At 43.8% G+C, this 26580-nt stretch carries 19 protein-coding genes; 11 read left to right on the forward strand and 8 right to left on the reverse strand.

The genetic code is table 11. The features are described from left to right. A partial coding sequence (locus tag KDM92_RS17955) for a beta strand repeat-containing protein (RefSeq protein WP_212685735.1) occupies nt 1-2254 on the forward strand: 2254 nt, incomplete at its 5' end. A gap of 301 nt (nt 2255-2555) precedes the next feature. Here the strand turns inward: KDM92_RS17955 and KDM92_RS17960 are convergent. Then, nucleotides 2556-3884 carry a FecR family protein gene (locus tag KDM92_RS17960; RefSeq protein WP_212685736.1) on the reverse strand — a complete coding sequence of 443 codons (1329 nt, stop codon included), beginning with the start codon at nt 3882-3884 and terminating at the stop codon, nt 2556-2558. Between the two features lie 478 nt (nt 3885-4362). Here KDM92_RS17960 and KDM92_RS17965 point away from each other — a divergent pair, with 478 nt between their 5' ends. The 9 genes from KDM92_RS17965 to KDM92_RS18005 all read left to right on the forward strand — a co-directional run bounded on the left by KDM92_RS17965 (nt 4363) and on the right by KDM92_RS18005 (nt 15078). Continuing rightward, nucleotides 4363-6192 (forward strand): CHASE2 domain-containing protein, encoded by a 1830-nt coding sequence (locus KDM92_RS17965; protein WP_212685737.1) that lies wholly within the window; start codon nt 4363-4365, stop codon nt 6190-6192. A gap of 29 nt (nt 6193-6221) precedes the next feature. Next, a complete protein-coding gene (locus KDM92_RS17970) occupies nt 6222-7457 on the forward strand; it encodes a tetratricopeptide repeat protein (protein WP_212685738.1) in 1236 nt (411 codons plus the stop codon). Then, the gene (locus tag KDM92_RS17975) at nt 7454-7801 is read left to right on the forward strand and encodes a VanZ family protein (RefSeq protein ID WP_212685739.1); all 348 of its coding nucleotides are present in this window, start codon (nt 7454-7456) and stop codon (nt 7799-7801) included. The genes KDM92_RS17970 and KDM92_RS17975 overlap by 4 nt, the downstream gene beginning before the upstream one ends. Then, entirely contained in the window at nt 7798-8607 is an 810-nt protein-coding gene (locus tag KDM92_RS17980; RefSeq protein WP_212685740.1) for a Crp/Fnr family transcriptional regulator, read from the forward strand. Before KDM92_RS17975 ends, KDM92_RS17980 begins: the two co-directional genes overlap by 4 nt. 13 nt (nt 8608-8620) lie before the next feature. After that, nucleotides 8621-10126 carry an MBOAT family O-acyltransferase gene (locus KDM92_RS17985; RefSeq protein WP_212685741.1) on the forward strand — a complete coding sequence of 502 codons (1506 nt, stop codon included), beginning with the start codon at nt 8621-8623 and terminating at the stop codon, nt 10124-10126. Nucleotides 10127-10173: 47 nt separating this feature from the next. After that, complete coding sequence (locus KDM92_RS17990) at nt 10174-11148, forward strand: hypothetical protein (protein ID WP_212685742.1); 975 nt, start codon at nt 10174-10176, stop codon at nt 11146-11148. A 415-nt stretch (nt 11149-11563) separates the two neighbouring features. Beyond that, nucleotides 11564-13018: a mannose-1-phosphate guanylyltransferase/mannose-6-phosphate isomerase gene (locus KDM92_RS17995; RefSeq protein WP_212685743.1), complete on the forward strand. Its 1455-nt coding sequence runs from the start codon at nt 11564-11566 to the stop codon at nt 13016-13018. A gap of 24 nt (nt 13019-13042) precedes the next feature. Then, on the forward strand, nt 13043-13837 hold the full coding sequence (locus KDM92_RS18000; protein WP_212685744.1) for an ABC transporter permease: 795 nt from the start codon (nt 13043-13045) through the stop codon (nt 13835-13837). Then, the gene (locus KDM92_RS18005; RefSeq protein ID WP_212685745.1) at nt 13834-15078 is read left to right on the forward strand and encodes an ABC transporter ATP-binding protein; all 1245 of its coding nucleotides are present in this window, start codon (nt 13834-13836) and stop codon (nt 15076-15078) included. The genes KDM92_RS18000 and KDM92_RS18005 overlap by 4 nt, the downstream gene beginning before the upstream one ends. 54 nt (nt 15079-15132) lie before the next feature. Here KDM92_RS18005 and KDM92_RS18010 read toward each other — a convergent pair whose 3' ends face one another. The 7 genes from KDM92_RS18010 to KDM92_RS18040 form a co-directional block, all read right to left on the reverse strand. After that, nucleotides 15133-16245 (reverse strand): glycosyltransferase family 4 protein, encoded by a 1113-nt coding sequence (locus KDM92_RS18010; protein WP_212685746.1) that lies wholly within the window; start codon nt 16243-16245, stop codon nt 15133-15135. A gap of 7 nt (nt 16246-16252) precedes the next feature. After that, nucleotides 16253-17467 (reverse strand): glycosyltransferase family 4 protein, encoded by a 1215-nt coding sequence (locus KDM92_RS18015; RefSeq protein ID WP_329603174.1) that lies wholly within the window; start codon nt 17465-17467, stop codon nt 16253-16255. 5 nt (nt 17468-17472) lie between these two features. Continuing rightward, entirely contained in the window at nt 17473-18438 is a 966-nt protein-coding gene (locus KDM92_RS18020) for a GDP-mannose 4,6-dehydratase (protein ID WP_212685748.1), read from the reverse strand. Beyond that, nucleotides 18422-19459, reverse strand: a complete 1038-nt coding sequence (gene gmd, locus KDM92_RS18025; protein WP_212685749.1) for a GDP-mannose 4,6-dehydratase — start codon at nt 19457-19459, stop codon at nt 18422-18424. The genes KDM92_RS18020 and gmd overlap by 17 nt, the downstream gene beginning before the upstream one ends. A gap of 372 nt (nt 19460-19831) precedes the next feature. Next, on the reverse strand, nt 19832-20497 hold the full coding sequence (gene pyrE, locus KDM92_RS18030) for an orotate phosphoribosyltransferase (RefSeq protein WP_212685750.1): 666 nt from the start codon (nt 20495-20497) through the stop codon (nt 19832-19834). A 115-nt stretch (nt 20498-20612) separates the two neighbouring features. Next, the gene (locus tag KDM92_RS18035; protein WP_212685751.1) at nt 20613-23948 is read right to left on the reverse strand and encodes a glycosyltransferase; all 3336 of its coding nucleotides are present in this window, start codon (nt 23946-23948) and stop codon (nt 20613-20615) included. Further along, the gene (locus KDM92_RS18040) at nt 23938-25281 is read right to left on the reverse strand and encodes a class I SAM-dependent methyltransferase (RefSeq protein ID WP_212685752.1); all 1344 of its coding nucleotides are present in this window, start codon (nt 25279-25281) and stop codon (nt 23938-23940) included. Before KDM92_RS18040 ends, KDM92_RS18035 begins: the two co-directional genes overlap by 11 nt. 269 nt (nt 25282-25550) lie before the next feature. Between KDM92_RS18040 and KDM92_RS18045 the strand changes: the two genes are divergently transcribed. Then, nucleotides 25551-26321: an exodeoxyribonuclease III gene (locus KDM92_RS18045; protein ID WP_212685753.1), complete on the forward strand. Its 771-nt coding sequence runs from the start codon at nt 25551-25553 to the stop codon at nt 26319-26321. Nucleotides 26322-26580 lie beyond the last annotated feature (259 nt).

The raw sequence follows: 26580 nt of genomic DNA on the forward strand, positions 1-26580 counted from the left end.
CTATGATGTTACTTCCGCATCCAATGCTACCGGCGGCGGCACTAACAACATAACCACCTCCAACGCTGTCAATGTATCTGGTACTGGCGCAGCAATCGCTGGAACCGTTGGTACTACTCCTTCCAATGGTGGCGGTGCTGTCGCGGTCACTGCCGGTGGCACATTCAATGGAACGGTGGGTAATAACGAACAGTTCATGTCTAGCATTCCTAACTTAAATAACACAACGATCGCTGGAAATGCTGCGGATACGGACACCTTAACACTGACAACTGCGGGAACGGTCACACTGAATAATGGCGCTACCGGCGGAAATATCAGTAATATCAAAGTACTGAAACTAGCTAATGGTACAAATACCATTACTTATAATAACTCAGCAGGTTTTGCTACTATCACAGGCGGTACTGGCGATGATACTTTTATCCCTAATTCCGCTCTGTTCCCAATGGTTGTAAATGGTGGCAACGGTACAGACACTCTGGTATTGCCAGCCACTTATGCTGCTACAGCATCTGGTTCTGGCACCTTTGCTAGCAATGTCACTAGTTTTGAAAAATTACGTTTAACTGGCGTAACGAACCAGACGATTGACATGCAAACATTGGGCAGTTACAACGACGTCACTTTTAGTGGTGCAAATGGCCTAACTTTGATGCAGATGGCCAGCAATAGCAATATCACATTGACTGGTGCTGGTACGGCATTCACGATATCCAATGCGGCTTTTGTTGGCGGCGTTAACGATATTCTCAATGTTTCCTTAATTGATGGCAGTGGTGCTGGTGTATCTTTTGCCTCTACTGGTATTACTGCCTCTGGCATTGAGACAGCCAACATTTCCATCAACGATACCCAAGGAACGCCAACTGGCGCATTCAACAACAACCTTACTTGGCTGGGCAACTCGGTCAAGACTATCAATCTCAGCGGCAATGCCGGTCTGTCACTGACTGCCAACAGCACCGCATTGACGACCGTCAATGCCAGCGGCATTACCTTAGGAAACTTTACTTGGACATCCAATGCGCTGACCGGTGCGGCAACAATCACTGGAACGAACAACGGCACGAATACGGTCAACATCAATGCGGCAACAGTGGCAGCCTCGTACGCCGGCGGCAGTGGCAATGACAACGTAGCTGCAAATGGCACGCTCTCAAATACTGTTGTATTGGGTAGCGGCATAAATTCGCTGACACTGTCTGGCAGTGCAATCCTTGGCTCTTACACTTCGGGCGCTGGCACTAACGACACAATTACCCTAGCCTCCGCCACGCCAGACATCAGCGCTGCGACGGTCACTGGCTTTGAAAACCTGAACCTGCCCAGCAATTCCACTCTGACAGCCACAGCTGCTCAAGTAGCGCAGTTTGCCACAGGTACGATCACCGCCGCTGGTACCGAAACCATCAACCTCACAACTGCGGGTACTTTCAGCGCCTTGTCAGGTGTAGAAGTTTATAATCTGGCCAATGGTACCAACAACTTCACCTCGGCGGACGTGGCTATCAGCGTGATTGGTGGTACAGGTTCTGATACCTTTAACTTTACGGCCAATCAGATCGCCAACTTCCTGACTACCATCGATGGCGGCAGTGGCTTTGATATCTTGAATATTGGTTCCACTACCACGCAGTCCATTGATATCAGCACCAAGGTCAACAGTGTTGAAACGGTCAACGTTGCTGGCAGCACAGGCACTGCGTCTTTCACTATGCAAAATGGTGCTGGCTACCTGTTGAGTTATGCGAAAAGTACTGGTGACAACACCATCACTTTGGGAAGTGGTGGTCAATCCTTTAATTTGACAGGCAGCAGCAGTGCACCAACTACCATCACTGGTGGCGCGGCTGTTGACTTCATTACCCTGCCATTTTCAGGCGGCGCATCGGAAACCTTTATCCAAACTGGCGCGAATATGTCGAATAGAACGCAAATCGACAAGATTGCCAACTTCAGTGCCACTGGTGTTGACTTCTTCAAGACGGGTGTTAATGCTTCCATAGTTGGCTCCTACATTATCGGAAATGAAAATTTAGGTACCTATTTAACAACCATTGCTAACGGCTTGTCCGGTGTGCTTACCAATACTGGTCAGGTTTATCTGATCACGATACAGACTGGTACGGCAGCAGGTACTTATCTGTTCCAGAATACCGGTTCAATCAACAACCAATTTGATGACGCCGACTTCTTTGTCCAATTGATTGGGGCATTTGGCTCAATCAGTACAGTGAATATGATCGCATAGACCTTCGACTTGATCCTTAGGGTATCTTGACTTAAAGATACCTTGAGGATCAAGGCAGCCTAGCCACAGAATTAGGCTGATGCGACTGGATTTGCTGTGAAATTTCAGCAGAAAAACTACTTAGCTTCTACATTATGCGATTGCATTTATGCATCTTTTAAAACAAGTAATTTGCTCATCACCATAAAAAAAACCTCGCAGTAAATTGCGAGGTTTTTTTATTAGCGATTAAAACGATCAATAACTTGCGAAGGATTAATTTACTGATCGCGTTTAATCATCTGTTAGTAACAAACATACGCTACTTAGACCAATAAGTTACGCCGTAAGCTAAACGATTGTTATCAAAACGACGCTGAAACAAATAGGAAGCGGTACCGCCTTTTTCAGCCGTCACTACTCCTTGCACTGCCATGTTTGTTCCGGAAGAAAATTGCGAGTTACCCGCCAACTTACCGTCAGCTGAGATTTCCCCTCTCGCTTGCATATTAAATCGCTCATCTTTCGTCACCAAATCAAATCCAGTCACGAAACTAGCGCTTGCAAAATCAAGCTGCAATCTGCCATTTTCCAAGGTTGCTGCTGTAGCACTGTTTGCTTTTTCGTCAAAAACAAATGCATCGCCGCCTTTCAACGAAAAGCCCATGCTGCCAACAACTGGAACCTGCCATTCGCTAGTTTTAGACTGATAGACCGCGTAATAGGGACTCGCTGCAATTAACTTTGTCTGCTCTTGTTTGCTTACATCCAAGTTTGGTGCCATTCCAGCGATTGTAGCCCAACGCCCCCACACCACAGAATTTTCCAGCGCCTTTGCATTTGCTTGAGTGTTTTGAATGTAACTTGGCAAGGTCGCATTTTTAAGTGGATCTATCGTGACATCATTACTACCATTGGTAATTGCACCAACTGTCGGCAAATTAGTGCTAACCACGTTTGGTTTGCCACTTGGCTCATCATTACGTGGAGGAGAGATAACATCTGGTGAGACATTGGTACCATTGAACAAATTCGGCTTTACTTGATCTTTCATGATTTGTAAAAGCTTACCTTGCTGAGACGCGAATAACTCAACAGCACTATTACCTTCACATGGCCCATTTCCTAGAGGGGTACACGAACCACCAAAACCACTGACAACAACACCACCGGACAGTACCGATACTCTCGACACTTGCTGGTCAGTGAAAACAGTAAAATCAGTGCCGCGAACGCCGATGGCCGCAACTGGCGTGTTGAAGCGGAAATTCTGACGAGATAACTTGACAGCATCACCAGAAATGCTTCTAGCTACGCCATTCAACAACTCTAGTTTAATACGTGTATTTTCAGGCTTTAATTTATCAATTTGATAGGTAACGATACGAATGGTGCTATTTGGACGGACAATCAAAAATCCATTATCTACCGTCTTCAAATAGACAAATCCATCAGAGCCGGTCTCGATCTGCGCACCTTCTGAAACCATCGCGTTTAGGGTGACGGTTTTCTTTGCCATTTTCGCATCGCCAGCAACAAAAACTACCTTCGCGATATCGCTTTCGGTAGCATGAGCCAAACCACTCATCACAAAAGCCATCGCCATCAAACTAATGACCACGCGGGTTGAAATTTTCGATAATTTACACATGCTTATTTCCTTCACAATGCCTTACAGTAGGAATAATTTAATTTACAACTACTACAGACAAACTGTTGGTGACATAAATAATCACCAAACATCTAATTATTATCCCCCTATTTTAAGATAATTTTGTGATGAACGTCACAAAACTAAGTTTTTTTGATGTTATACTACGAAAACTAAGTAATTTTTAATCTGAAAATATCATTTAAGAAATTCTTAATTCAAAAATAGATCGTATAAGAGATCATCTTAACAAAGTTGGCACTTCAAATTGCCAACTTCTCGTTGCTTATTACGACAGTTTTTGTAATGAAATTCGCGATTTTCGATTCTAAGTTTTCTCACACGTCTTTCTTGCGATCAAATAATTAGCTGTCCACATTCTTCATGCGACTCACAACGATGTAACTTCTTTCATCATTCTACTCACAATAGGTATACATTGAAGCAATCGTGGCTCTCTCACTGGAAAGTAGCATTTTTGACAAATTGGATTTGGGCATCCATTTCTATTTTGTCGGTATTTATTTGCACCGCTTTGCAATGGGGATCCACTAACCATCACCAAGTTCCTGGGGATGAATGGACGCGCGATCAGTTTATGTCTTGGCGTGCAAGTGCTATAGAGGAAAATCGGATTGCCTTGCTTGATATTGATGAGTCAAGCATAGAAAAAATAGGGGCGTGGCCATGGCCACGTGAGCGCATTGCAGATTTAATCGAATTGTCGATTAGTGAGTATCAAGCGAAAGGCGTTGCGCTCGATATTTTTTTCTCTGAGCCGAAAGATAAAAATGGAGATCAACGATTAGCGAGCTTGTCTCAATTCGGTCCAATCGTTTTAGCACAAGCATTGGACTATACAAAAAATCGTCCTTGGCCGGTTCAGCTCGGCGAACTGCATCAACCCAATTTTCCAGCGCCACCAATTGCGGCACAGGCAACGGGTTTTCTCGGCAATCATAGTTTGTTAGCGAAAAAAGGCTTTGCTGGCAATATTGGCTATTTGCCCGATCAAGATGGCGTCTTACGTCGCTTACCTACTGTGAGCCACTTCGAAGGCTTTTATTACCCGACGTTGTCTCTTGCATTATTTGATTGCTGCGCATCGCCAACCAATAAAAAAACCGTCGTAAACAAAACACTTGAAATGGTCGATAAGCAGGGATTCTCTCGTGTAAATTATAGTAAGCAACTGAACGCTTATTTAGTCATTCCGGCATCGCGTATTTTGAATCGTGAATTGCCCACTGGTTATTTGCGGGATAAGTTAATCATCATTGGATCATCTTCATTAAGTCTATCTGATCGTGTGACAACGCCTTTGTATTATTCGACCAATGGCTTCTTAGTGCATGCGCAAGCACTGACAAATCTGCTCGATATGCAAGAAGGAAAAATCATTGTTCAATGGCCAGGGGCGTTAATTGCATTGCTTTATACCGTCTTGATTGCGATCGTAACGATGTTCACGTTCCCGAGATATTCGGCTTTGTTCAACACATCTTTACTAGTGTTTGCTGCATTATGCTGGATTGCCATTGCGTCGCGATTAAGTTTGCATGATCCTGATTTTTCTATTAATGCGCCTTTGTTTAGCGTCTTCTTTTTGTTGTCGGTCTCAGTCCCATTCGGCTGGTCGCGTTCACAACGGCGCTCACGTCGATTGCTTGGAACACTTGAGCAATATGTCGCGCAATCGGTGGTTAGAGAATTGCTGCGTAGTGATCTGAAAGATCCGCTGAAACCTAGGACTTTACCGATTACGACTTTAATTGCAGACATGGAGGCTTACACGACGCAAGTAAGTCAACTTTCAATTACCGAATCGGCGCAACTGACGCGCGATTTTTTAGAGTGTCTGACTGCACCAGTACTCGATCATGGTGGCACATTAGATAAATACACAGGCGATGGACTAGTTGCTTTTTGGGGTGCGCCACTTGCGGTAGATGGACACGCCGACCTAGCAATTAATGCCGCCATTGAGATGGTGAGAAACGTTCAAGAATTTAGCCGTCGACGGCAAGAACAAGGACTTTTACCTATCCGCGTGAGGATAGGTATTGAGAGCGGAATCGCGATTGCTGGTGACTTTGGTAGCTCATTACGCAGCATCTATACCGCTGTTGGTGATAGCGTCAACGTCGCATCACGGCTTGAGGATACTGCTCGTCATTATCCGCATGACATTATTATTGGCGAAGGTGCTGTAAAACTCGCGACAAAGCATCAGTTTATTTCTTTGGGCGAGCGCAAACTTCGCGGGAAAGAACATGCAACAACTATTTATACGGTTTCTGTGAATTAATGAATTTTGCTTCTTTTATTTTGAAATCAATGATCGCATCATTAGGCTTGACTGCGAGCTTAATGTGCATCGCTACGCCTGCGCAGCCTGACGATGCGCCGCAAAATGCAGCGACGGATCAATATCTACAAGCTTTAAAGGCAATTAACGAAAAACGCCACCTAGATGCCAAAATTCTTTTAGAAAAATTGATTGAGAGTGAACCACAGCACGCAGGTGCTTTGTTAGATTTAGCGATCATGCAATGCAACTTGGGAAATCGTGCAGAAGCTGAACGGCTATTCAATTTCATGATTCAGCGTTTTACACCGCCTCCTGCAATTTTAGAAATCATAGAAATTCATCGAAAAACAGGATGCGCTATTAAAGCGCCTGAAGTGAATCAAAGCTTTTCTATCGAACGTGGCTACGACACCAATGCCAATCAAGGTGCATTGAATTCTATATTTACGATTGATGATTTTGGGACCCCAATCAATTTACAACTACTGCCAGAGTATTTACCCAAATCGGATAATTACATTAGTGCGTCTCTAGACTTATCTCAAGAGACTGCCGCTGGAAATAATATTTATTTCCAGCTACGTGGGCGCCAATTCTCGACCCTAACTAACTTCAATTCGGTGGGCTTAGCGACAGGCATAGAAAGTCAGTTTAGTTTAAATAATTGGAAGATACATCCATCAGCCAGCTTAAATATTTTAAGTTTGGCCAGCGCGCTGTATCAAAAACAAGTAACAGCCAGAATTAAGTTCGATGTGCCGCAATCATCGCAATCCTTCATGAAGTACAGTATCGTCTCATCGCTTGCCAAAATCGCCTATCCAACAATTAAAAATTTCGATGGTGATATTGTTGAGTTGCGTGTTTTGGGCACAAAACAATCTGACCGCTATTTCTTCAATTTGAATGCGGGTTTGATGTTTGATTACGGTAACGAATTTCGCTTAGGCGGCAATCGACGCGGCTGGACTGCAGGCGGGTTCTTACGTAGCGCAACACCTTGGCAAATCGAAGGCAAACCAGTTTTCGCTGAAATCGGTTATCAACATCTGAACTGGCAAAATTCAAAGATCTACTTAGCTGGCTTAATCAATGTAAAAAAGCATCAAAGCAATCACGTGTTTCGTACCGCGTTAGGTTGGGCGATTAACCCAACCAACACTGTGCAATTAGAGTATCGTCAGATCGCTAATCGAGAGAATGTTTCATTTTTAAGCTTTGATAGTAAACAAATTCAAATAAGTTGGCAGTGGCAAAAATGAATACTTTTATCACGCCTCACTTGATTACCTACCTATTTATTGTCTGCATCTTGATGATCGTAGTAGGTTGTTTATTACCAGCGCATTGGCTGCCGCCATTACCTAACGATAAGTATTTGCACTTTATTAGTTATGCAATTTTGAGTATGTTTACCGCACTAATCGCTAAAGATATACAGGAGCTCTTGCTTTGGCAGTTAGGCTTGATTCTTGCAGGTGTTTTGATTGAATGTTTTCAGCATTTTATACCTGGACGTCAATTCTGCTGGCGCGATATATTGGCAAACACAGGGGGTGTTTGTATGATTGGTTTAGGCTCTATTTTCTTTACATTTAACAAATGACGACTTCTGAGAATGCTGTTTCAGTTGCATTAAGCAATTCGGCTGCTGCGGCTCAGGACAATACACGTCCTGAACTTTTAAACGTTGATGTTCCAAAGCAAGCCAAAATCCATATAAGGACCGCGAACTTTTCAATTCGTCTGCGTAATATACCTCTGTTCAAGGATTTATCCGAAGAGGATATGCAGTTAATCAAAACAAATTTTCGCGTTAAGTTGTTCGGTAAGCGCGACATTGTTTTACAAAAAGGTGGCATTGGCGATAGTTTGCTTTTTTTACTTTCTGGACAATTACAAGTAGTTGATGTTACCGAGGATGGTCGTGCAATCGGTTTGCGAATGCTGAAAGAAGGCGACTTCTTCGGTGAAATTGCATTAATTAACGGCTCAACGCGCTCGGCATCAGTAGTCGCTTTAAGCAACGTGTTGGTTGCGTTCTTACCTGCAGCAATTTCGATGCAGCTATTTACAAACTCGCCTTCCGTCGCCAATAAAATGCTACGGCATCTGGCAGAAAAAATTCAGCGCGACTCCGAATTCCGTGCGCTATTAAGTATCAACAATACTTCACGGCGGATTTATGCGTTCATCGATTTATTTAAGACGGCCGCACCAGGTGGCTTGGAAGTAATCGAAAATCTACCTACACACCAAGACATCGCGATGATGATTAATACCAGTCGCGAAACGGTGACACGCGCACTACTTTATTTGGTACAACAAGGAATCGTTGAGAAAGATTTACATCGTTTAATTATTAGAAAGCCTGAAGAGCTGAAGATGCTTGCCCTCAAACAGCCAAGTTGATCAATCCAATTCCATGCTCTTTAATTCATTTATTTTTCTTGGGGTGTTTTTACCATTCACCCTAATCACTTGGTTTTTATTAAAGCGCCTTTGCGGCATACGTGTCGCACTTGTGGGCTTAATATTGGCTTCCTTCGTGTTTTATGCGTCGTGGAAAGTCTCTTTTCTTTTTGTTCTACTTGGTTCAATTAGTGTTAATTTCTGGCTAGCACAACAGATACTGACATCACGTAAGCAAAGTCAATTCAGCAAGGCCAAGTCGTGGCTAATCGCTGGCCTGGCGTTCAATCTTCTGGTCCTGTTTTATTTTAAATATGCGCATTTTGTTGCTTTCAATATTTATGGGCTATTTGATTTAGCAGCACCATTTCCACCGATTTTGTTACCACTTGCAATCTCGTTTGTAACGTTCCAAAAAATTGCCTACCTAGTTGATTGTTACAGAGGCGAAGTGCGTAATCATGACTTACTCGATTATCTGTTTTTTGTGTCATTTTTTCCGCAACTGATCGCAGGGCCTATCGTTCATCATCGCCCTTTGATCTCGCAAGTTTCAACATCACACAACCCACTATTGCTTGATTCTCTTGCATTTTCGGCTGGGATGGCTTTTTTTACGATTGGTTTATTTAAGAAGGTTGTGCTAGCGGATAGCTTGGCAGTATTTGCGAGCAGCGCGTTTCAGCTTTCGACAGAAGGCGTGTTAACAATGACACAGGCGTGGCAGGGAATGTTCGCCTATTCCTTGCAACTGTACTTTGATTTTTCAGGCTACTCCGATATGGCAATTGGACTAGCATTGCTATTTGGTTTTAAGTTGCCAATCAATTTTTTATCTCCATATAAAGCCGACTCCATCATCGAATTTTGGCGGCGTTGGCACATGACGCTCTCCAATTTCTTGCGCGATTATTTGTACATTCCCTTAGGTGGAAATCGAAACGGAAATTTTGCTAAATATCGCAATCTGTTCTTAACAATGTTACTTGCTGGCCTTTGGCATGGTGCAGCATGGACTTTCGTTTTATGGGGCATGCTCCATGGATTACTGCTACTAGCAAATCATGCTTGGCGCAAACTGCTTCCCAATCCATCTCCATTATTAAAACCATTTTTCATATGCTGCACCTTTATTTTTGTATGCTTGGCGTGGGTCTTATTCCGTGCGACAGATCTCACCAGTGCCCTACATTTTTATGCCGCGCTGCTTGATCGATCTAGCTATACATCGCTACCAATAATCAACGCAACAAACATGATTGAACTCATAGAATTATTTGTCGCTACTCGCCCAGAAACTGGCTGGATCTGGATCGCATGCGGTATCTTTACTGTGATGTTTTTACCCAATACAGCAAATTTATTAGCTTATGATCCAACACCCAATCAAACGTATCAACTCAAGGCAAGTCTAAGCTACCAATTGCTCATCGGAGCACTCAGCGGACTCTGTCTCTGGCTCGCGATTAAATGGATTGCCGTGCGGCCTGCCACTGAGTTTTTATATTTCAATTTTTAAGAATCATCTTCTCAATAATTCTGCTCAACTTATTACAACATGAAGCGATGAAATTCTGGATTGGTTTTTTTACTTGTATAGTGACGCTGAGTCTCGTATGGATTCAAGGACTAACATCGCAAATAGGGTCTGCAACGCCGACATCGCGTTGGGTGTTTGATGCATACCAACTTAAGCTGCAAGCTGCAGCGAAAATCACTGAACCTAAGGTATTGGTCGTCGCTGGTTCGAATGCGATGTTCGGCATCGACTCAAAGCAACTGAGCGCTTATTGGCAACGCCCAACCATTAATCTAGCGGTCAACGCGGGACTTGGCTTGGATTACATTCTCGCGCAGGCAAAAAAAGCGGCTCGACGCGGTGATATTCTTATCTTGCCGTTGGAGTACGCACTTTACCTTGATGACGGGACTGCAAATTCACAAATCATCGACTATGTGATTGGCCGAGACCCAATCTACTGGAATTCACTTACGCAGTATCAAAAGACACAATTTATTTTGGGGATGGCGCCCGAGCGATGGATTCAGGGCTTACGACAACCGATAGATTCACCGGTCCATTCGGGAACTTACGGAGCGCATCACCTTGACAGCGTAGGTGACCAAACTTTCTCTGGACGCGAACATCAACAAGAACATGATCGTGCGGCGATAGCGATCGCAGCATCTCCCAAAAAAGCATGGAGTTATGGGGCACGAGCGCTTCAAGAAAACGGTGCATGGAAAAGATTGAGCCAATTCTCAAAATGGGCACGCGAAAATCAACTATGCTTAATCGCTGTACCAACCGCATTGCTATTTCACGATTCCTATAAAAATTCCATAGTAGAACGGCATTTTTATGAATCATTGCCAGATCGAGTAAGTAGCTTGGGCATTCCTTACGTTGGCAAGCCATTTGATTTTATGTACCCTGCTGACCATTTTTTTGACACCGACCATCATTTACAAAATTGGGCCAGAGCAATACATACGCAACACCTAATCGAGCAACTTCGACAATCACGACAATGCTTGTAGTGTTGAATAAGAACGTAAATCATAAGCTATCGAAAGCTAAGTCAAGCAATGAACTCCAAGCCGATATCCTGTTTTTAACCGAGAGCTTGCTGGACTAGAAAAGCTAAGAGAAGCAGTATCGTTTTTGTATAGAATTATGGGTAGTTTTGTAATAAGACTGATACCGATATTCTACTGAATCAACGAGCAAGCGAGATATACTATCGGCTTCGCTGCTAGTTGGTTTCGAATCAACAAAATTAGTAAACTTAAAAACCAGTGCTAATTAGAACCAAGTTCAAAAGAAATACCTCCTTAATTGGGCGCCAAATTAAACACAGAATGAAGCGCGAGAAATGATAGCGATGAAAAGAGCGCACAAATAGCAGTCGTGAAGAACAAATTAAAAAGTATTAATCAATATCGAAAGTACGCAATGAATTTACAACCAGTTATTTTGTCTGGGGGATCAGGGACACGTCTATGGCCACTTTCTCGTGAAAAGCATCCCAAGCAATTACTCGCGCTTGATGGTGGCGAATCGATGCTGCAAGCAACTGCACGTCGTGTAACTGATGTATGCGGTTCATTGACCGTTGCTCAACGCTTGATTATTTTGTGCAATGAAGAGTATCGATTTATCACCGCGGAGCAATTACGAGATATCGGTTTAGAAGATCAAACACTGTTACTAGAACCCGTCGGCAAAAATACAGCTCCGGCATTAACACTCGCAGCGATTGCCGCAGTGAATCAACAAGACGATGCGATTTTGTTGGTCATGCCGGCAGATCATGTTATTGCGAATAAAACTGCTTTTCAAACCGCCGTTGAGTCTGGGCTAGAGCAAGCGAAAAATGGTGCGATCATTACTTTTGGGATTAAAGCCCATCGCCCTGAAACTGGCTACGGTTATATCAAGATGGGTGAAACTATTGCAGAAGATACGATTTACGCGATTGATGGTTTTGTCGAAAAACCTGATCTAGCAACAGCGCAGATGTACCTCGATTCTGGTCAATACCTGTGGAACAGCGGCATTTTTATGATGCGTGCAAGTATCTGGCTACGTGCGATCAAACACTTTAATCCGAGCATGTACATGGTGTGTGCGCAATCCATGACCAATGCAAAATCAGACTGTGATTTTGTACGCATTGCGAAAGAAGATTTTTCTTCCTGTCCGTCAGATTCAATCGACTATGCTGTGATGGAAAAACTGAACGCAACAACCGATTTAGATATTCAAGCCTGTGTCATTCCGCTCGATGTTGGCTGGTCAGATGTGGGTGCGTGGGATGCCGTGTGGGAAGTCTCAGAAAAAGATGCTCAAGGTAATTGTGCACGTGGTGATGTGATGATGGAGAATTCAAAGAATTGTCTAGCAATGGCAGATAGTCGCTTGCTAGTTTGTCTTGGAATGGAAGATGCCATCATTATTGAAACACCCGACGCGGTTTTGGTAACCAATAAAGCCAATACCTCTGGCATGAAACAAGTCATTACACGTCTAAAGGCTGGCCAGTACAAACAAACAGATAACCATAGAAAAGTTTACCGTCCTTGGGGTCACTATGACTCAGTCGATAGTGGTGAACATTTTCAAGTGAAACGCATTGTGGTCAAACCTGGTGGTCGTTTATCCATGCAATTACACAATCATCGTGCAGAACATTGGGTCGTTGTGTCTGGTGTGGCAACAGTAACGCGCGGTGACCAAGTCATGACCTTGCAGCCAAACGAGTCAACCTTTATTCCTTTGGGTGTAAAACATAGACTTGAGAATCTTGGCACGACCGATCTAGAAGTGATCGAAGTGCAATCAGGCACTTATTTGGGTGAAGATGACATCGTTCGTTTCGGCGATATTTACGGCCGTGCTGACGCCTAAGTACATAGAAAAAGGTAGGCGTAATTGAAAGCATTTCTTCTCTCGATCTGGCGCTTCCGTCATTTCATTCAATCCTCAATCAAGGCAGAGTTTCTTGGCCGTTTTGCACGTAGTAAGCTAGGTGCATTATGGATGATTTTGAATCCACTAGCGCAGGCGGCCATTTTTGCGATTGTTTTATCAGAAATACTTTCAGCGAAATTACCGCACGTCGACAGTAAGTCTGCTTATGCAATTTATTTGATGGCAGGAACGGCTGCCTGGGGTTTATTCGCGGAGATAGTCACTCGCTGCACGACCGTGTTTATCGACTATTCGAATACTTTAAAAAAGATCGCCTTTCCTCGACTGTGCTTGCCTTTAATTGTCGGTGGTAGTGCACTGTTAAATCATTTGCTCTTACTGAGTTCTATTTTTGTCATATTCCTGTTGCTCGGACATATGCCAACATTCGCTTGGTTAAGTGTCCTCGTGGGAATTGCAATCATCATGCTATTCGCATTTGGTTTGGGCATCTTACTCGGCTTATTAAATGTATTTTCGCGCGATGTCGGTCAAGTAATTACGATCGTCTTGCAATTGTGGTTTTGGCTCACTCCAGTGGTATACACGAGAGAAACCTTACCCAAACAATTTACCCCAATTCTAGAACTCAACCCAATGGCGATGATTGTCCAAATTTATCAAGATGCCCTACTGTTTGGAAAATTCCCAACTTGGTCAAATTTGTTTGTACCCGCGATGATTGCTGTCGGTATTTTTATATTTTCATTCTGGATTTTCCGTCGTGCGAGTCCTGATTTGGTTGATGCATTATGACGCAATTACCTTCTAATGTTTTACAGGTCAGCGGTGTTGGCAAATGTTACGCCAAGTATCGTAGTTTATTTTCTCGCCTGCTCAGCTGGGTCGGTGCACCTGTCAAAACCAGTCAAGAATACTGGGCAAATAAAGATATCTCCTTCAATGTGGCACCTGGCCAAGCTATCGCAATCATTGGGCAAAATGGCGCAGGTAAAAGCACTTTATTAAAGATGATTACTGGCACGGTACGCCCTAGCACTGGGCATATTCATGTGGTTGGACGCATTAGTGCGATGCTTGAATTGGGCTTAGGTTTTAATCCAGAATTTACCGGTCGTCAAAATGCGTACATGGCTGGAGGATTATTAGGCTATAGCGCACAAGAGCTTGAACAACTGATGAAGGGCATAGAAAATTTTGCCGAAATTGGCGATTTCTTTGACCAACCCCTGCGTGTGTATTCAAGCGGTATGCAAGCGCGCCTAGCATTTGCTGTGGCGACTGCTGTGCGTCCAGATGTCTTGATTGTTGATGAAATTTTGTCAGTTGGTGATAGCTATTTTCAGCATCGTAGCTTTGACCGAATTAAACAATTTAAAGAGCAAGGCACCTCTATTATTCTGGTCACACATGGTCTAAGTGATGTCCGAGCATTGTGTGATTACGTGATCCTTTTAGATCAAGGACAAATTCTGAAACAAGGGCGGCCAGATGAAGTTGTTGATTATTACAATGCATTCGTCGCACAAAAAGAAAATGCGCAACTCAATATTTTACAAAATCGCGATGAGAACGGCTGGCTAAAAACAAAGTCCGGTAATAAACGTGCAGAAGTAGTGAGGCTCAATTTACAAGACCAAGTTAGTGGAGCAGAACTCGCGGTGGCGCAAGTTGGTCAAGCGGTAGAACTAGTTTGTGAAGTCAAAATTAATTCAGCAATCGATCAATTGGTTCTGGGATTCATGCTGCGCGATAAGCAGGGAAGTATTATTTGGGGCAGCAATACGTGGCACGCTGGATTAGTACAAACTGATTTACAAGGCGGTCAACAATTCGTGTTTCGCTTGCCCTTTGTATGCACGCTAGGCGCAGGATCATACTCAGTTACTACGGCACTAACTCGTGGCGAATCTCACCTCGATGAAAATTATGAATGGCAGGACAATTTACTCGTGTTTGACGTGATCAATGCGGATAAAACTCAATTTATCGGCAGCAGTTGGTTAGATACCGAATTTACGGTCATTCGCCAATAAGAATCAGCAAGCACCAAACTTTCACTTTTTTCTAACAAGCAGACAGGAAATTACTTAGCGCTTATTAACTACGTTTTGATAGAGTTCAACATATTTACGCGCCATGACTTGTGCAGTAAATAAAGACTCAAAACGTTGCTCTGCGTTCTTACCAAATTCTAACGCTTGCTGTGGATTTGAATACAAATCAAACATCGCTTGGCGCAAAGCCAATGGACTGCTTGGAGGCACAACCAAACCGGTTACACCGTCTACATTGACGTAGGAGGTTCCGGTGCCGATTTCGCACGAGATCATAGGCTTGCCGTACATCGCTGCTTCAAGCAAAGTAATACCGAAAGCCTCTGACCTTAAATGCGATGGAAATACCAGACCGTAGCACAATGTCAGCAATGCGGATTTATCTTCATCTGGTAAGGCACCTAGAAAATGCACATGTTTTAATCCTAATGCTTGCGCTTGTGATTTCAAGGCGCGCTCTTCGGGCCCATCGCCCAGTATAACAACGGGAATATCCGTGCCATAGGCAGCTTCTAACAAAACATGTAAACCCTTGTAATAGCGCAGCATCCCGACAAATAACAAAAACTTTTCTGGTAACTTGGCACGCCACTGTGCGCACAATGCAGCATCGTCCTTGGGATAAATAGCTCGTTCTAAGCCATAGGTAATGACTTCAGTCTTATGTTTATACGTGTTCAGCGTCTCACTACTTGCCATGTAGTTAGGGGATGTGGCAACGATCCGATCAACACTTTTCAGAAATTTATTTTTAAGTGGCTGATAAACTTTCAGAAGCTGCTTCTGCCTGACGATATCCGAATGATAAGTGACGACACTGGGCTTTTTAATATCGCAAACGTAATGCGCGATATCCATGAACGGCCATGGGAAATGGTAATGGACAAGGTCTGCCTGCGCCGCTAAGCGCTTAAACTTCTTCAATGCAGCCCAAGAAAATCCAGTCGAAGCAATCTCGAAGTCCAACGGTGCTCGAAAAACTTTTTGCCCTTCGAACTCGATATCTAGTTTTTTATTTCGAGTTAATGTCAGAACATCAGCACGGACACCAAGTTGTGAGGTAGCAGTTACCAACTGCCGAATCACTTGCTCAACCCCACCAAAACTATCGGGATAATAAGTACGGTAAAAATGCAGAACTTTCATTTTTATCTCACTTATTGCTGACGCGTTGATAAGCTGCGATGGTGTTTCTAACACATGCATCCCAGCTAAGTTCTGTGGCACGTTGCAAACCTCGCTGAACCGCAAGCTCGCGCCACGCGTCATCATCTAATGCTTGTGCTAACCCCTCCCGAATTGAATCAACATCACCTGGTTCAACTAGTCTAGCCGCACCTGCTGCCACCTCTGGCATGGAAGAGCAATTCGAGGTCAGTACCGGCACCCCACTAGCCATTGCCTCGGCTATTGGTAAACCAAAGCCTTCATACCAAGATGGATATGTGAACAAACGTGCGCCCGCATATAAGACGGGCAAGTCGGCCTGATCGACAAAACCAAGATACTTCAGCCAGCCCTCGCCAACCGCACGCTGAATATCCGCATGGATATCTTCGCTTTGCCAGCCACCGCCACCGACCAAGACCAATGGCCAACGTTGACGCATGGCAATCGGCAATAAACGATACGCGGCAATCAGATTCGTTAAGTTTTTGCGCGGCTCTATGGTTGACACAAAAAAACTATACGCATTCATGCTCAAGCCAAACTTTGATAACACGGGTGCTAATTCTATCGAGGTTCGCGGATGATAATTTTGATCAACACCGAGCAAAGTGACTTGTACACGTTCAGCAGGTATTTGAAATTGATCAATAATATCCCTACGCGTGGACTCCGAAATCGCCAAAATTAAACTTGCGCGTTCAATCGCTTCTGGAATCGCCATTTGCATACGCTCTATGCGAGCCTTGGGATGCCACTGCGGATAACGATAGATTGAAAGGTCATGAATCGTGACGACACTTGGCAAATGTGTCTTAGGGACAAAATAATTTGGTCCATGAAATACAGCATTTTTAACACCGTCAAGATTATTACTTGCTAACAATGGCATGATTTTGCCATAAGCGCGCGCAAATAGCGGCACTTGCCCGATCCTACGTCTTAGTTTATGTGGGAATTGTTCGAGACGCTTGCGCATGCGTCCTTTGAAATTCAATACTGTCTTGTCCGTATCGCTTGTAAGTTCAACATTAGGCGATGCTGGCTCAACCAAATTGGTGTTTGGTAAATCACGCCATTGACCATCTGATAGATATCGAACCGATTCAATTTCTTGCTGTAGCGGTAAACGCGTCGCTAACTCCCAAGCATAGCGACCGATCCCTGCCAATGGCGGATGAATCGCCTCGATGGATAGCACTACATTCAATTAAATACCTCAACCACTTTCACCGATTGCTCTTTTTTCGTAGCGGCAGCAGAAGTCTCATCCAGCATCCATGCTAAGGTGTCGAGTAGACTATACGACGGAAGATCCCCAATCAAGGACTTCAGCTTGCTCGCGTCACCAACCAGCGTACGCACCTCATTCGCACGGACAAAAGCTGGATTGCAACGAATATCGATAGTGTGGCCTGTCAGCGATTCCGCTAATCCAATCACCTCACGCAAGGTATAAGCTTTTCCGTTACAGATATTAATCGTTTCACCACGTGGGCTTAATCCAAGTAATTCGGCATACGCATAGGCTACCGCACGTACGTCTGAAAACTCACGCGAAACATCGATATTTCCTAATTCAATAACAGGAGCACGGCGCTTAAAATGACTCACAATTTTGGGAATCAAGAAGTTTTCCGCTTGTCCTACGCCGACGTAATTAAATGGCCGAGTAATAAAAACGGGCAGTTTATCCATCCATAGTCTAGCCACATGCTCCATCGCCATTTTACTAATTGCATAGTCATTGGTGGGCATCGCTGGCTCTTGCTCACTTAGCGTACCCGCGGTGGAGTTCCCATAAATATTTGCACTACTCGCAACCAACACAGACTTAGGGGAATTTTTTAAATGTGACAAGGCGTCCAAGAGATTTCTGGTGCCCATGATATTGATCCGATAGATATCTTCTGGATAATCGTGCCCAACAAAAGCGACAGCAGCCAGATGTGCCACGATTTCTGGTTGTACGCGGTCTACGACTTCTTGTACTGCTTCACGATCACACAAGTCGACATGGTAAACCCCAGTGCCAAGAGCCTCATTGCCGTAAGCAGTACCAAAAACCTGATAGCCACGAGCAGTCAACTCACTCGCTAAGTAAGCGCCAGTGAACCCTCTGAGTCCAGTAATTAGCGCTCGAGGGCGCGTAATCTTAGTAAGATTTCCCATTGATATTTCGCTCAATATCGGCTGCAACCATCATCTGACACAATTGCTCTAAAGTTGTGCTTGGCTCCCAACCCAAAACATCTTTCGCTTTTTGCGGATTGCCAATTAAAAGCTCTACTTCGGCTGGGCGATAAAACTTAGGATTGACCTTCACTAAGATTTTATTCGTCTCCGCACATCTTGCAATCTCGTGCTCAGCGCTTCCTTCCCAATGTAACTGGATATTGGCAGCTTTAAAAGCCATCGTCACGAAGTCTCTCACTGTTTCAGTGCGATTTGTTGCTAAAACAAAGGTGTCTGGTTGTTCTGCTTGCAACATACGCCACATACCTTCGACATACTCTTTCGCATAGCCCCAGTCACGTTTTGCATCCATATTGCCCAGTTCTAGGCAATCTAATTGTCCTAATTTAATTTTAGCGACTGAATCAGTAATCTTGCGCGTCACAAATTCGCGCCCACGCAATGGAGATTCATGATTAAACAAAATACCACTACATGCAAAAATTCCGTAGGATTCGCGATAGTTAATCGTCATCCAATGAGCATACAATTTTGCGACGCCATACGGGCTACGCGGATAAAACGGTGTTGATTCAACTTGCGGAACAGCCTGTACCTTCCCGAACATTTCGGATGTCGATGCTTGGTAAAAACGAATTTTTGGATTAACAACGCGAATTGCCTCTAGCAAATTGAGCGCCCCTAAGCCAGTAATTTCTGTCGTCGTCACCGGCTGCTCAAAAGACACTCCAACAAAGCTTTGCGCGGCTAAGTTATAGACTTCTGACACTTCCGTTGATTGTATTAATCGTATACTTGAAGATAAATCTGTTAAATCATACTCAACCAAATGCAAATTAGGATGGTTTTGAATTCCTAATTCTTCGATACGCCAAAAGTTAACTGAACTTGTGCGCCGATAAGTACCATAGACGTGATATCCTTTTTCCAACAGAAGCTGAGCTAAATATGCTCCGTCTTGTCCTGTAATACCAGTCACCAGCGCTCTTTTATTCATGTACAAACCTTGCTTTCGGGCAAATAAATTATTGAATTTGTTGCTAAAAAAATGTGTTTTTTTAAAGACAAGCAAAAAAAACACTTTCCATTTAAATCTGAACTGATCAGTATACCTGCTATCAGCCGTAAATATCAGGAAAAATTGTCAGTTGATTGTCAAACAATTGTCTTGCCATTAGGCAATTAGAAAACAAATCCTCGACAAAATCGACCCATTTTAGCTTTATCACAGATCTACTAGGAACTTACAAAGATACAGACAAACAGACTCTTCTCTACAGAGCGACTGGCTTATACATCAATCAACGCAGACCAGTTGCGGTCAAGGCAATTTTAATAAGTAAAAAGATCGAATCTCTGATTATTCAGTTTATACAGCACCGTATTTTTGACGATAAGCAGCAACCGAATCTTTAAATTGAACCAAAGCTGGTGCAGCCTCTGCATGCGACAAACATTCAAACAAGTCATTTAAACTGGCAATCGCCACAACTGGAATATCAAAGTTCCTACTGATTTCCTGAACTGCGGATAAAGCGGAAAGATGATCATCGCTGCCAGCTCGCTCCATTCTATCGAGCGCAATTAATACAGCACATGGCGTCGCACCAGCAGCGCGAATCATTTCGACAGACTCTCGAACCGAGGTACCAGCAGAGATGACATCATCGACAATAACAACGCGCCCCGCTAACTTGGCACCAACAATTGAACCACCTTCGCCATGATCTTTTGCTTCTTTGCGATTGTAAGCAAATGGAACGTTGCGCCCTTTAGCAGCAAGTGCAACTGCAGTCGCGGAAGCCAAAGTAATTCCTTTATACGCCGGCCCAAACAACATATCGAAAGCAATACCTGAATCAAGCAATGTTTGCGCATAGAAATCCGCAACACGCCCCAAATTCTCTCCATTATTGAATAGGCCAGCATTAAAGAAATAAGGCGACTTACGTCCAGCCTTGGTTACAAACTCACCAAAACGAATTACCTCAGCATCTACTGCAAAATGGATAAACTCTTGTTTTAGATTTTTCATCTTGAACTCTCAACTTTCAATCAATTCTGTTAGTCATTAAACGACCATCATTACATCAACTTGATAAACCAACGAAACGCGCTACGTCTACTTTGATAGTCACACTCAGCTATCCCTACTCATTTTGCAGTACATCGATCAAATTTAATAATCGATTCGATAACCATGGCCATTGCCGTGACTGTGCCCATGCACGCGCTTGTGAAATCTGCGTCCGCTGTAAGTCAGCATCATGCAATATAGTCCGAATTCCGGTTGCTAAATCAACTGGCGATGTTCCAGGCAAACGGTACACAGCATCACCGACATCATCAAAAATAGTCAACGGTGTCACGGCTACAGCCACGCCTGAGGCAATTCCCATGCGTACCGCGGCACTGGAAGACTCTTGCGTCTGCTGATATGGATAAACAATTAAATCAGCAATCTGTAAATGTGCGGCGCATGCTTCATCTGCCAAAAAGTCTGTCACGATAGTGACATCGCGTCCGATACCTAATTGCGCAATGAGTGCACGACAATTGTCCAGTTCTTGACTTGATTCTGGTACCGGATACAAAGCATTTAACAGTAACAAATGTAAGCTATCATTTTGTTGGCGCAATTTTGCGAATGCCTGAATTAATTGTGGCAAACCTTTATGCGGCAATAAAAAACCATAGGACGCAACTATTTTTTTGGAATCAGGAATACCCAAGCTTCGCTGGATAGATGCGATATTACTGACAGGTGTTGGCAATAGGCCTTGTGGGAATAAGCAAACATTTTCAAGCAAACCAAAATCTTTCAGTCGATTTAAATCCGCCACGCCATGTACATACAGTCGCGTCGCCTTTGACAAAGCGCTCGCAATGCTACCCAAAGAAAAAGTTTGATCTGGACGAACCAAATCTGCGGTAGCGTGAAAGAAGCAATGCACGTGAATTTGCCGTGCTTCTAATGCCTCAATTAATTTCGCTAATTCACTTAACGTAAAGAAACCAAAATTGTATTGAATCACGACTACATCAATTTCAGCAGCAACGATATCAGCACAGAGTTGGTCTAAATTGTGATCAAAACCCATGCGCCAATTACGTACTACATTTTCGCCATCTGGGGCGGTTCGCTCATCACATTGATCTGCATAGATCGTCAGGCGATCTGTCGGTATCTTATTCGACAAGAAAGCAGAGTATGCAGCGATGCCGCAACGTTTGTTCCAACTGCTGATCCAAGCAATTTTTGCCTCTGTACGCAGCAAGGGTTGTCGTTCAAGATCAGCAATCGCCTGTATGCTATTTTCTGCTGTCTTTGCCCACGTAAAATCGCGCAGTATTCTTTGTCGGGCTAGTTCTGTTTTTACCCGACGCTGCGATTCTGGAAGACTATAAACCTCACGTAATAACTGTGCTAGATGACTTGCTTTTGGATTCGCCCAAACCGAATGCATGGCGCCTAAATGCGTCCGTGATTTCTCGAAATCAAAGTCACATAACCAAGCCGACTGTTCATCGCAAAAATCAATTTGTCCACCAAATGCGGTTGTAATCACTGGCAGATCAAACAACATTGCCTCTGCGATCGGCAAACCAAAGCCTTCACCACGAGTTGGCGCGACAAAGGCATCACAAGCTTGATACCAACCGGCTAATTCTTCATCAGAACAATCTCGATTAACCAATATGACAGAAGGAAAATCGGAATCCTTGGCACGCAAATTCTCTAGCTGTTGTTGTACGTCATTATGTGGATTTGGGAAGGTTTTGATAACCAAACTAACATCATCATCTGCACGGAAGGCTTTTGCATAGGCTTGCAATAATACATCCACGCCTTTTCGCGGAAAACAAGACGATATATGTAGAAACGAGAATCGCTTCAACTGTTCTGTCGGTGCAATTGGCTGTACGCTGAGCAAATGATCAGCACCGCCACCGATAACCTTCACCGGAACCGTGACACCATTATCAATCAATGCTTTCTTAACGAACTCAGTATGGGCTAACACCACATCCAATTTACGATTAAAGCCTTGCGCGAACTCAATTGGATAGCCACTCTCTTCCCACCCGTAGCAATGAATTGCGCGTACACGTGCACGCATATCGTCAAGATAAGGCGGATAACAATAACGCAAGGCGACATCCGGCGATTCCACAGTGCTGTTAGCACGAACCACCATCTTAGCGATATCAGAATTTTGCTGCAAAAATTCTGGACTAATTTCTTTCGCTTGCCCTGCATCCAAACTTCGCACCCGCACTTGTTTTCCTTGCGCTTGCAAGGCACGAGCAAACGCACGATTGACAACTGCCAAACTATAACTAGAATCAATTGGCCCCTCTACTTGCCAAACTTGTTTAGTATCGTTGACAGCAGCAACACCAGGCGAATTGAGATTCAAATCCAAATCAAGATGGTTCAAATAATCAAATAGCGCGGCTCTGACATTCGTAACTTCAAAGCGCGCTAAATTACGTCGCTGTCCGTCAATAATACAACGCTTCAAAGCAGGTTCGGTCAATACCATATGCACCAAGGCCGCCATTGCTGTAGGATCAAATTCTTTCAGCAATAAACCACCTTCGCCCATCGTATCTGGGATACCACTTGCAGCATGGGCTAAGACCGGAACGTCAAACACCATTGATTCAATCAACGGCATACCAAAACCTTCGTGCTGACTCATACATACAAAGACATCTGCGGCTCGGTAATAAGCCAACAAATCGGCTTGCGCTATCTTGCCAGTCAAGACAACATTTTGCGTTAAACCAAGCTGCGTAATTCTTTCTTTGATCTGCGATTCGTAAGCTTCGCTTGTGGTTGCACCCGCGAGAATCAAGCGCACTGGCTGATTGTAGCTACGCTTCAACGCTGCCAACATATCTAGTAAAGCTAGTTGCTGCTTGTTTTCGCATACCCTGCCGACGAACAACAAGTTAACTACGCCGCGCAATGAGTAAAGTAACTCAGCATTAAAATCACCTGAACGAACCTTATCAACATCAACTAACAAAGGGATCGTCTTTCGCTTTTTAAAATTGGCTTGTTCTAACTCTTGTGTATTGATCGCGGAATCACCAATTCCACCAATAAAATGCGGAGCCCAATGATGCAATTGCTGACGGCCAAACAAACTCAATCGGCGTAACGGACCCTCGACCGGCAAGAATTCTTCAGGTGTAATATTGTGATACACCATCAACTTGGGGACCTGCAAGGCATCCAACCAAAAATGATTGTCATAGCCAAGGCTATGATGAACCATCAACAAATAATTGCTCTCTAAACCAAGCTGCGAGATGTGCTTTACCTGAGTTTGTAATTCAGGTGGAATGTGCTCACAAAAGATTTCGGAATTTAATCCTAAACCACGCAAAAGATTTTGCGTAAATAGCATGCCGTTGGTGACACCATCTCCGGCAAGACATGCGGGATGAAATTGATGTATCGATTTAATTTGCATTGGTCTTCCACGCTATGACAGCAAAATCTTGTGGGCCGTATAAGGCCGCATTCAATCGTTTCGCTAATTCAGAATCTTCGGCCAGTTTGAAGTGATCGGGATAGGGATGCAGACGCAAAATTTCTGCCTTCGCAAAACCTCGTTGTTTTGCCATAAATTGCGCCACCGCTGGAACGATAGGATTCAAATGCGTAGGATCAAAATAGAAATTACAAGCACCGACACTCAAGTTCTCAGGATTCGGAGTCTCAAAAATAATCACGCCGTCGGGACGTAATGCACGTAAAGCGGCATCAAACAAACTGAGCAAAACCTTAAATGGTAAGTGCTCAATAATGTGGAATCCTGTGATCGCAGCTAGACTTGATTCAGGTTGTTGACGCAAGTAATGAATCGCATCAAGACACTGCGCACTTAAACCTTGCTCCACACAAGCGTCTACCATCGCAGAGTTCATATCGATTCCCACCGCCTGAATAGAGTTTTTCCGCAACAACTTCAACCACTCTCCTCGACCACAACCAATATCAATGACAGTCGCCGTTGCATCATTACTAAACTGCAAAAGATAAGGCAGATATACTTCTAAACGAGCAGAAATGTCCTCCGAGGTACCACGGAAATTATCTTCAAACTCCAAGTAAAAACCGTCCAATCCTGGAACGACAACTTCATTAGATTGCTCAGAAGGTCGCGGCAATTTCGCATCAGAAATTGTATTCGCAGAAATGGGCATTGACTGCGTACCAATTTGCCGAATTTCTCGAACAAGGTTTGCAATGCGGTTGTCGCGCTCAATATTGCCACTGTTCACTTGCTGAGAAAATGCTTCCAATCCTTGCACACGCGTTGGCAGTGACAAACTCTCTAAGGCGGCGATTCGTACATGTCGATTACGCAATTGATTTTCAATCTGCAGTAACTGATCATTCAACACACGTTGGTTTTGATGAATTTGGTCTTGCAATCGTTGATTCTCGAGTCTTAACGAATCGAAATCTAAAGCGATTTTATGACGTATAGAATTTAGTTTGAATATTGAAGTTGCCCAAATCAGTACACTTCCGATAACTGGGATTAAACTAATTCGACGACGGATACTAATCCCTTTAGAAAACAATAATCGCACCCGATCTGAAAATGTTTCAGGAATCAAATCTGCAGTCTGCGCCGATTCACTGATCTGACTCTTATCTTCTTTTTCATCAACATTCGCAGATAAAATGCTCCCTTCATCAGTGATATGAGCATTCGATGCCCCGCGCAATTTAATTACATCAATTTTTTTAGACAATAGATCGACGTCTATCTCATTATTATTTGGTAGCAGCATATGGATAGGAGATTGTAATGACGGCAGCTGATACTTCATGCCTTTTTTAGAATGGGCTAGAGTATAAACGCAATTGAGTGGTATGACCCGTTTTCCGCAGCTCCGAACCTGTATGAATTATGTAATTTTTCACAAATAGAATTATCAACAAAAGCTCCTCGTCTGACATAAAACCAAGAAAATACGCTATGCTCTTCGCTCTATAAAGCGCTCTAAATCCCGACCAGATTTAATCAATTTCAACTTCAATATTCTTTTCATACAAAACGATGACAAAAATTATCTCAGCCAATCTCAACGGCATACGCTCGGCGGCTAAAAAAGGCTTTTTTGATTGGATGAAAAAGGAATCGCCTGACTTTCTTTGCGTACAAGAACTGAAAGCGCAGCAGGCAGATATGACGGCGGATTTTTTGCAGCCGCATGGCTACCATGGTCATTTTCATTACGCTGAAAAGAAAGGCTATTCGGGTGCTGGTGTGTACAGCAAAAGCAAACCCGATGCAGTTCATATTGGATTTGGTAGCGCGGAATTTGATGCAGAGGGTCGCTATGTTCGTTGTGATTTTGGTGATCTGTCTGTGATATCGGTGTATTGCCCGTCAGGCTCGTCGTCTCCAGAACGACAAGAAGCTAAATTTCGTTTCATGGACGAATTTGCACCACACCTACATCAACTGATTAATGAAGGCAGAGAGTTGGTGATATGTGGTGACTGGAATATCGCGCACAAAGAAATCGATTTGAAAAACTGGAAAAGCAATCAAAAAAATTCCGGCTTTCTGCCAGAAGAGCGAGCGTGGATGACGCACTTATTCGAACAGATGGGTTGGGTTGATGTATATCGCCGCCTGCATCCAGAGACGACCGGTGAGGCCTACACTTGGTGGAGCAATCGAGGCCAAGCTTGGGCAAACAACGTCGGGTGGCGCATTGATTATCACGTCGCTACTCCTGGCATCGCCGCCAAGGCGAAGTCTGCTTCAATCTACAAAGAAGAGCGCTTTAGTGATCATGCGCCTTTGATTATCAACTACTGATAATAAGCCATCAGTACAAATTTTCTGATTGAATCACGATCACAGCTTTGCAATATGGATGACTATGTGATCGGTAATTGCTGTTCCCAGACTCTCTCGATTCCAAAATAAAAAAGCTTGGTGAACAAAAGTTCTTAAACTGAACCCCAAAAGTTGGACACCAACTTTTGGGGTTTTTTAATGGCTAAACATACAGAAGAGTTTAAATACCGTGTAGTGCAAGAGTATTTAAGTGGCGCACTGGGGTATCTTGCATTAA

The organism is Affinundibacterium baiyunense (genome assembly GCF_018139645.1).
GTDB classification, from domain to species: Bacteria; Pseudomonadota; Gammaproteobacteria; order Burkholderiales; family Burkholderiaceae_D; genus Undibacterium; species Undibacterium baiyunense.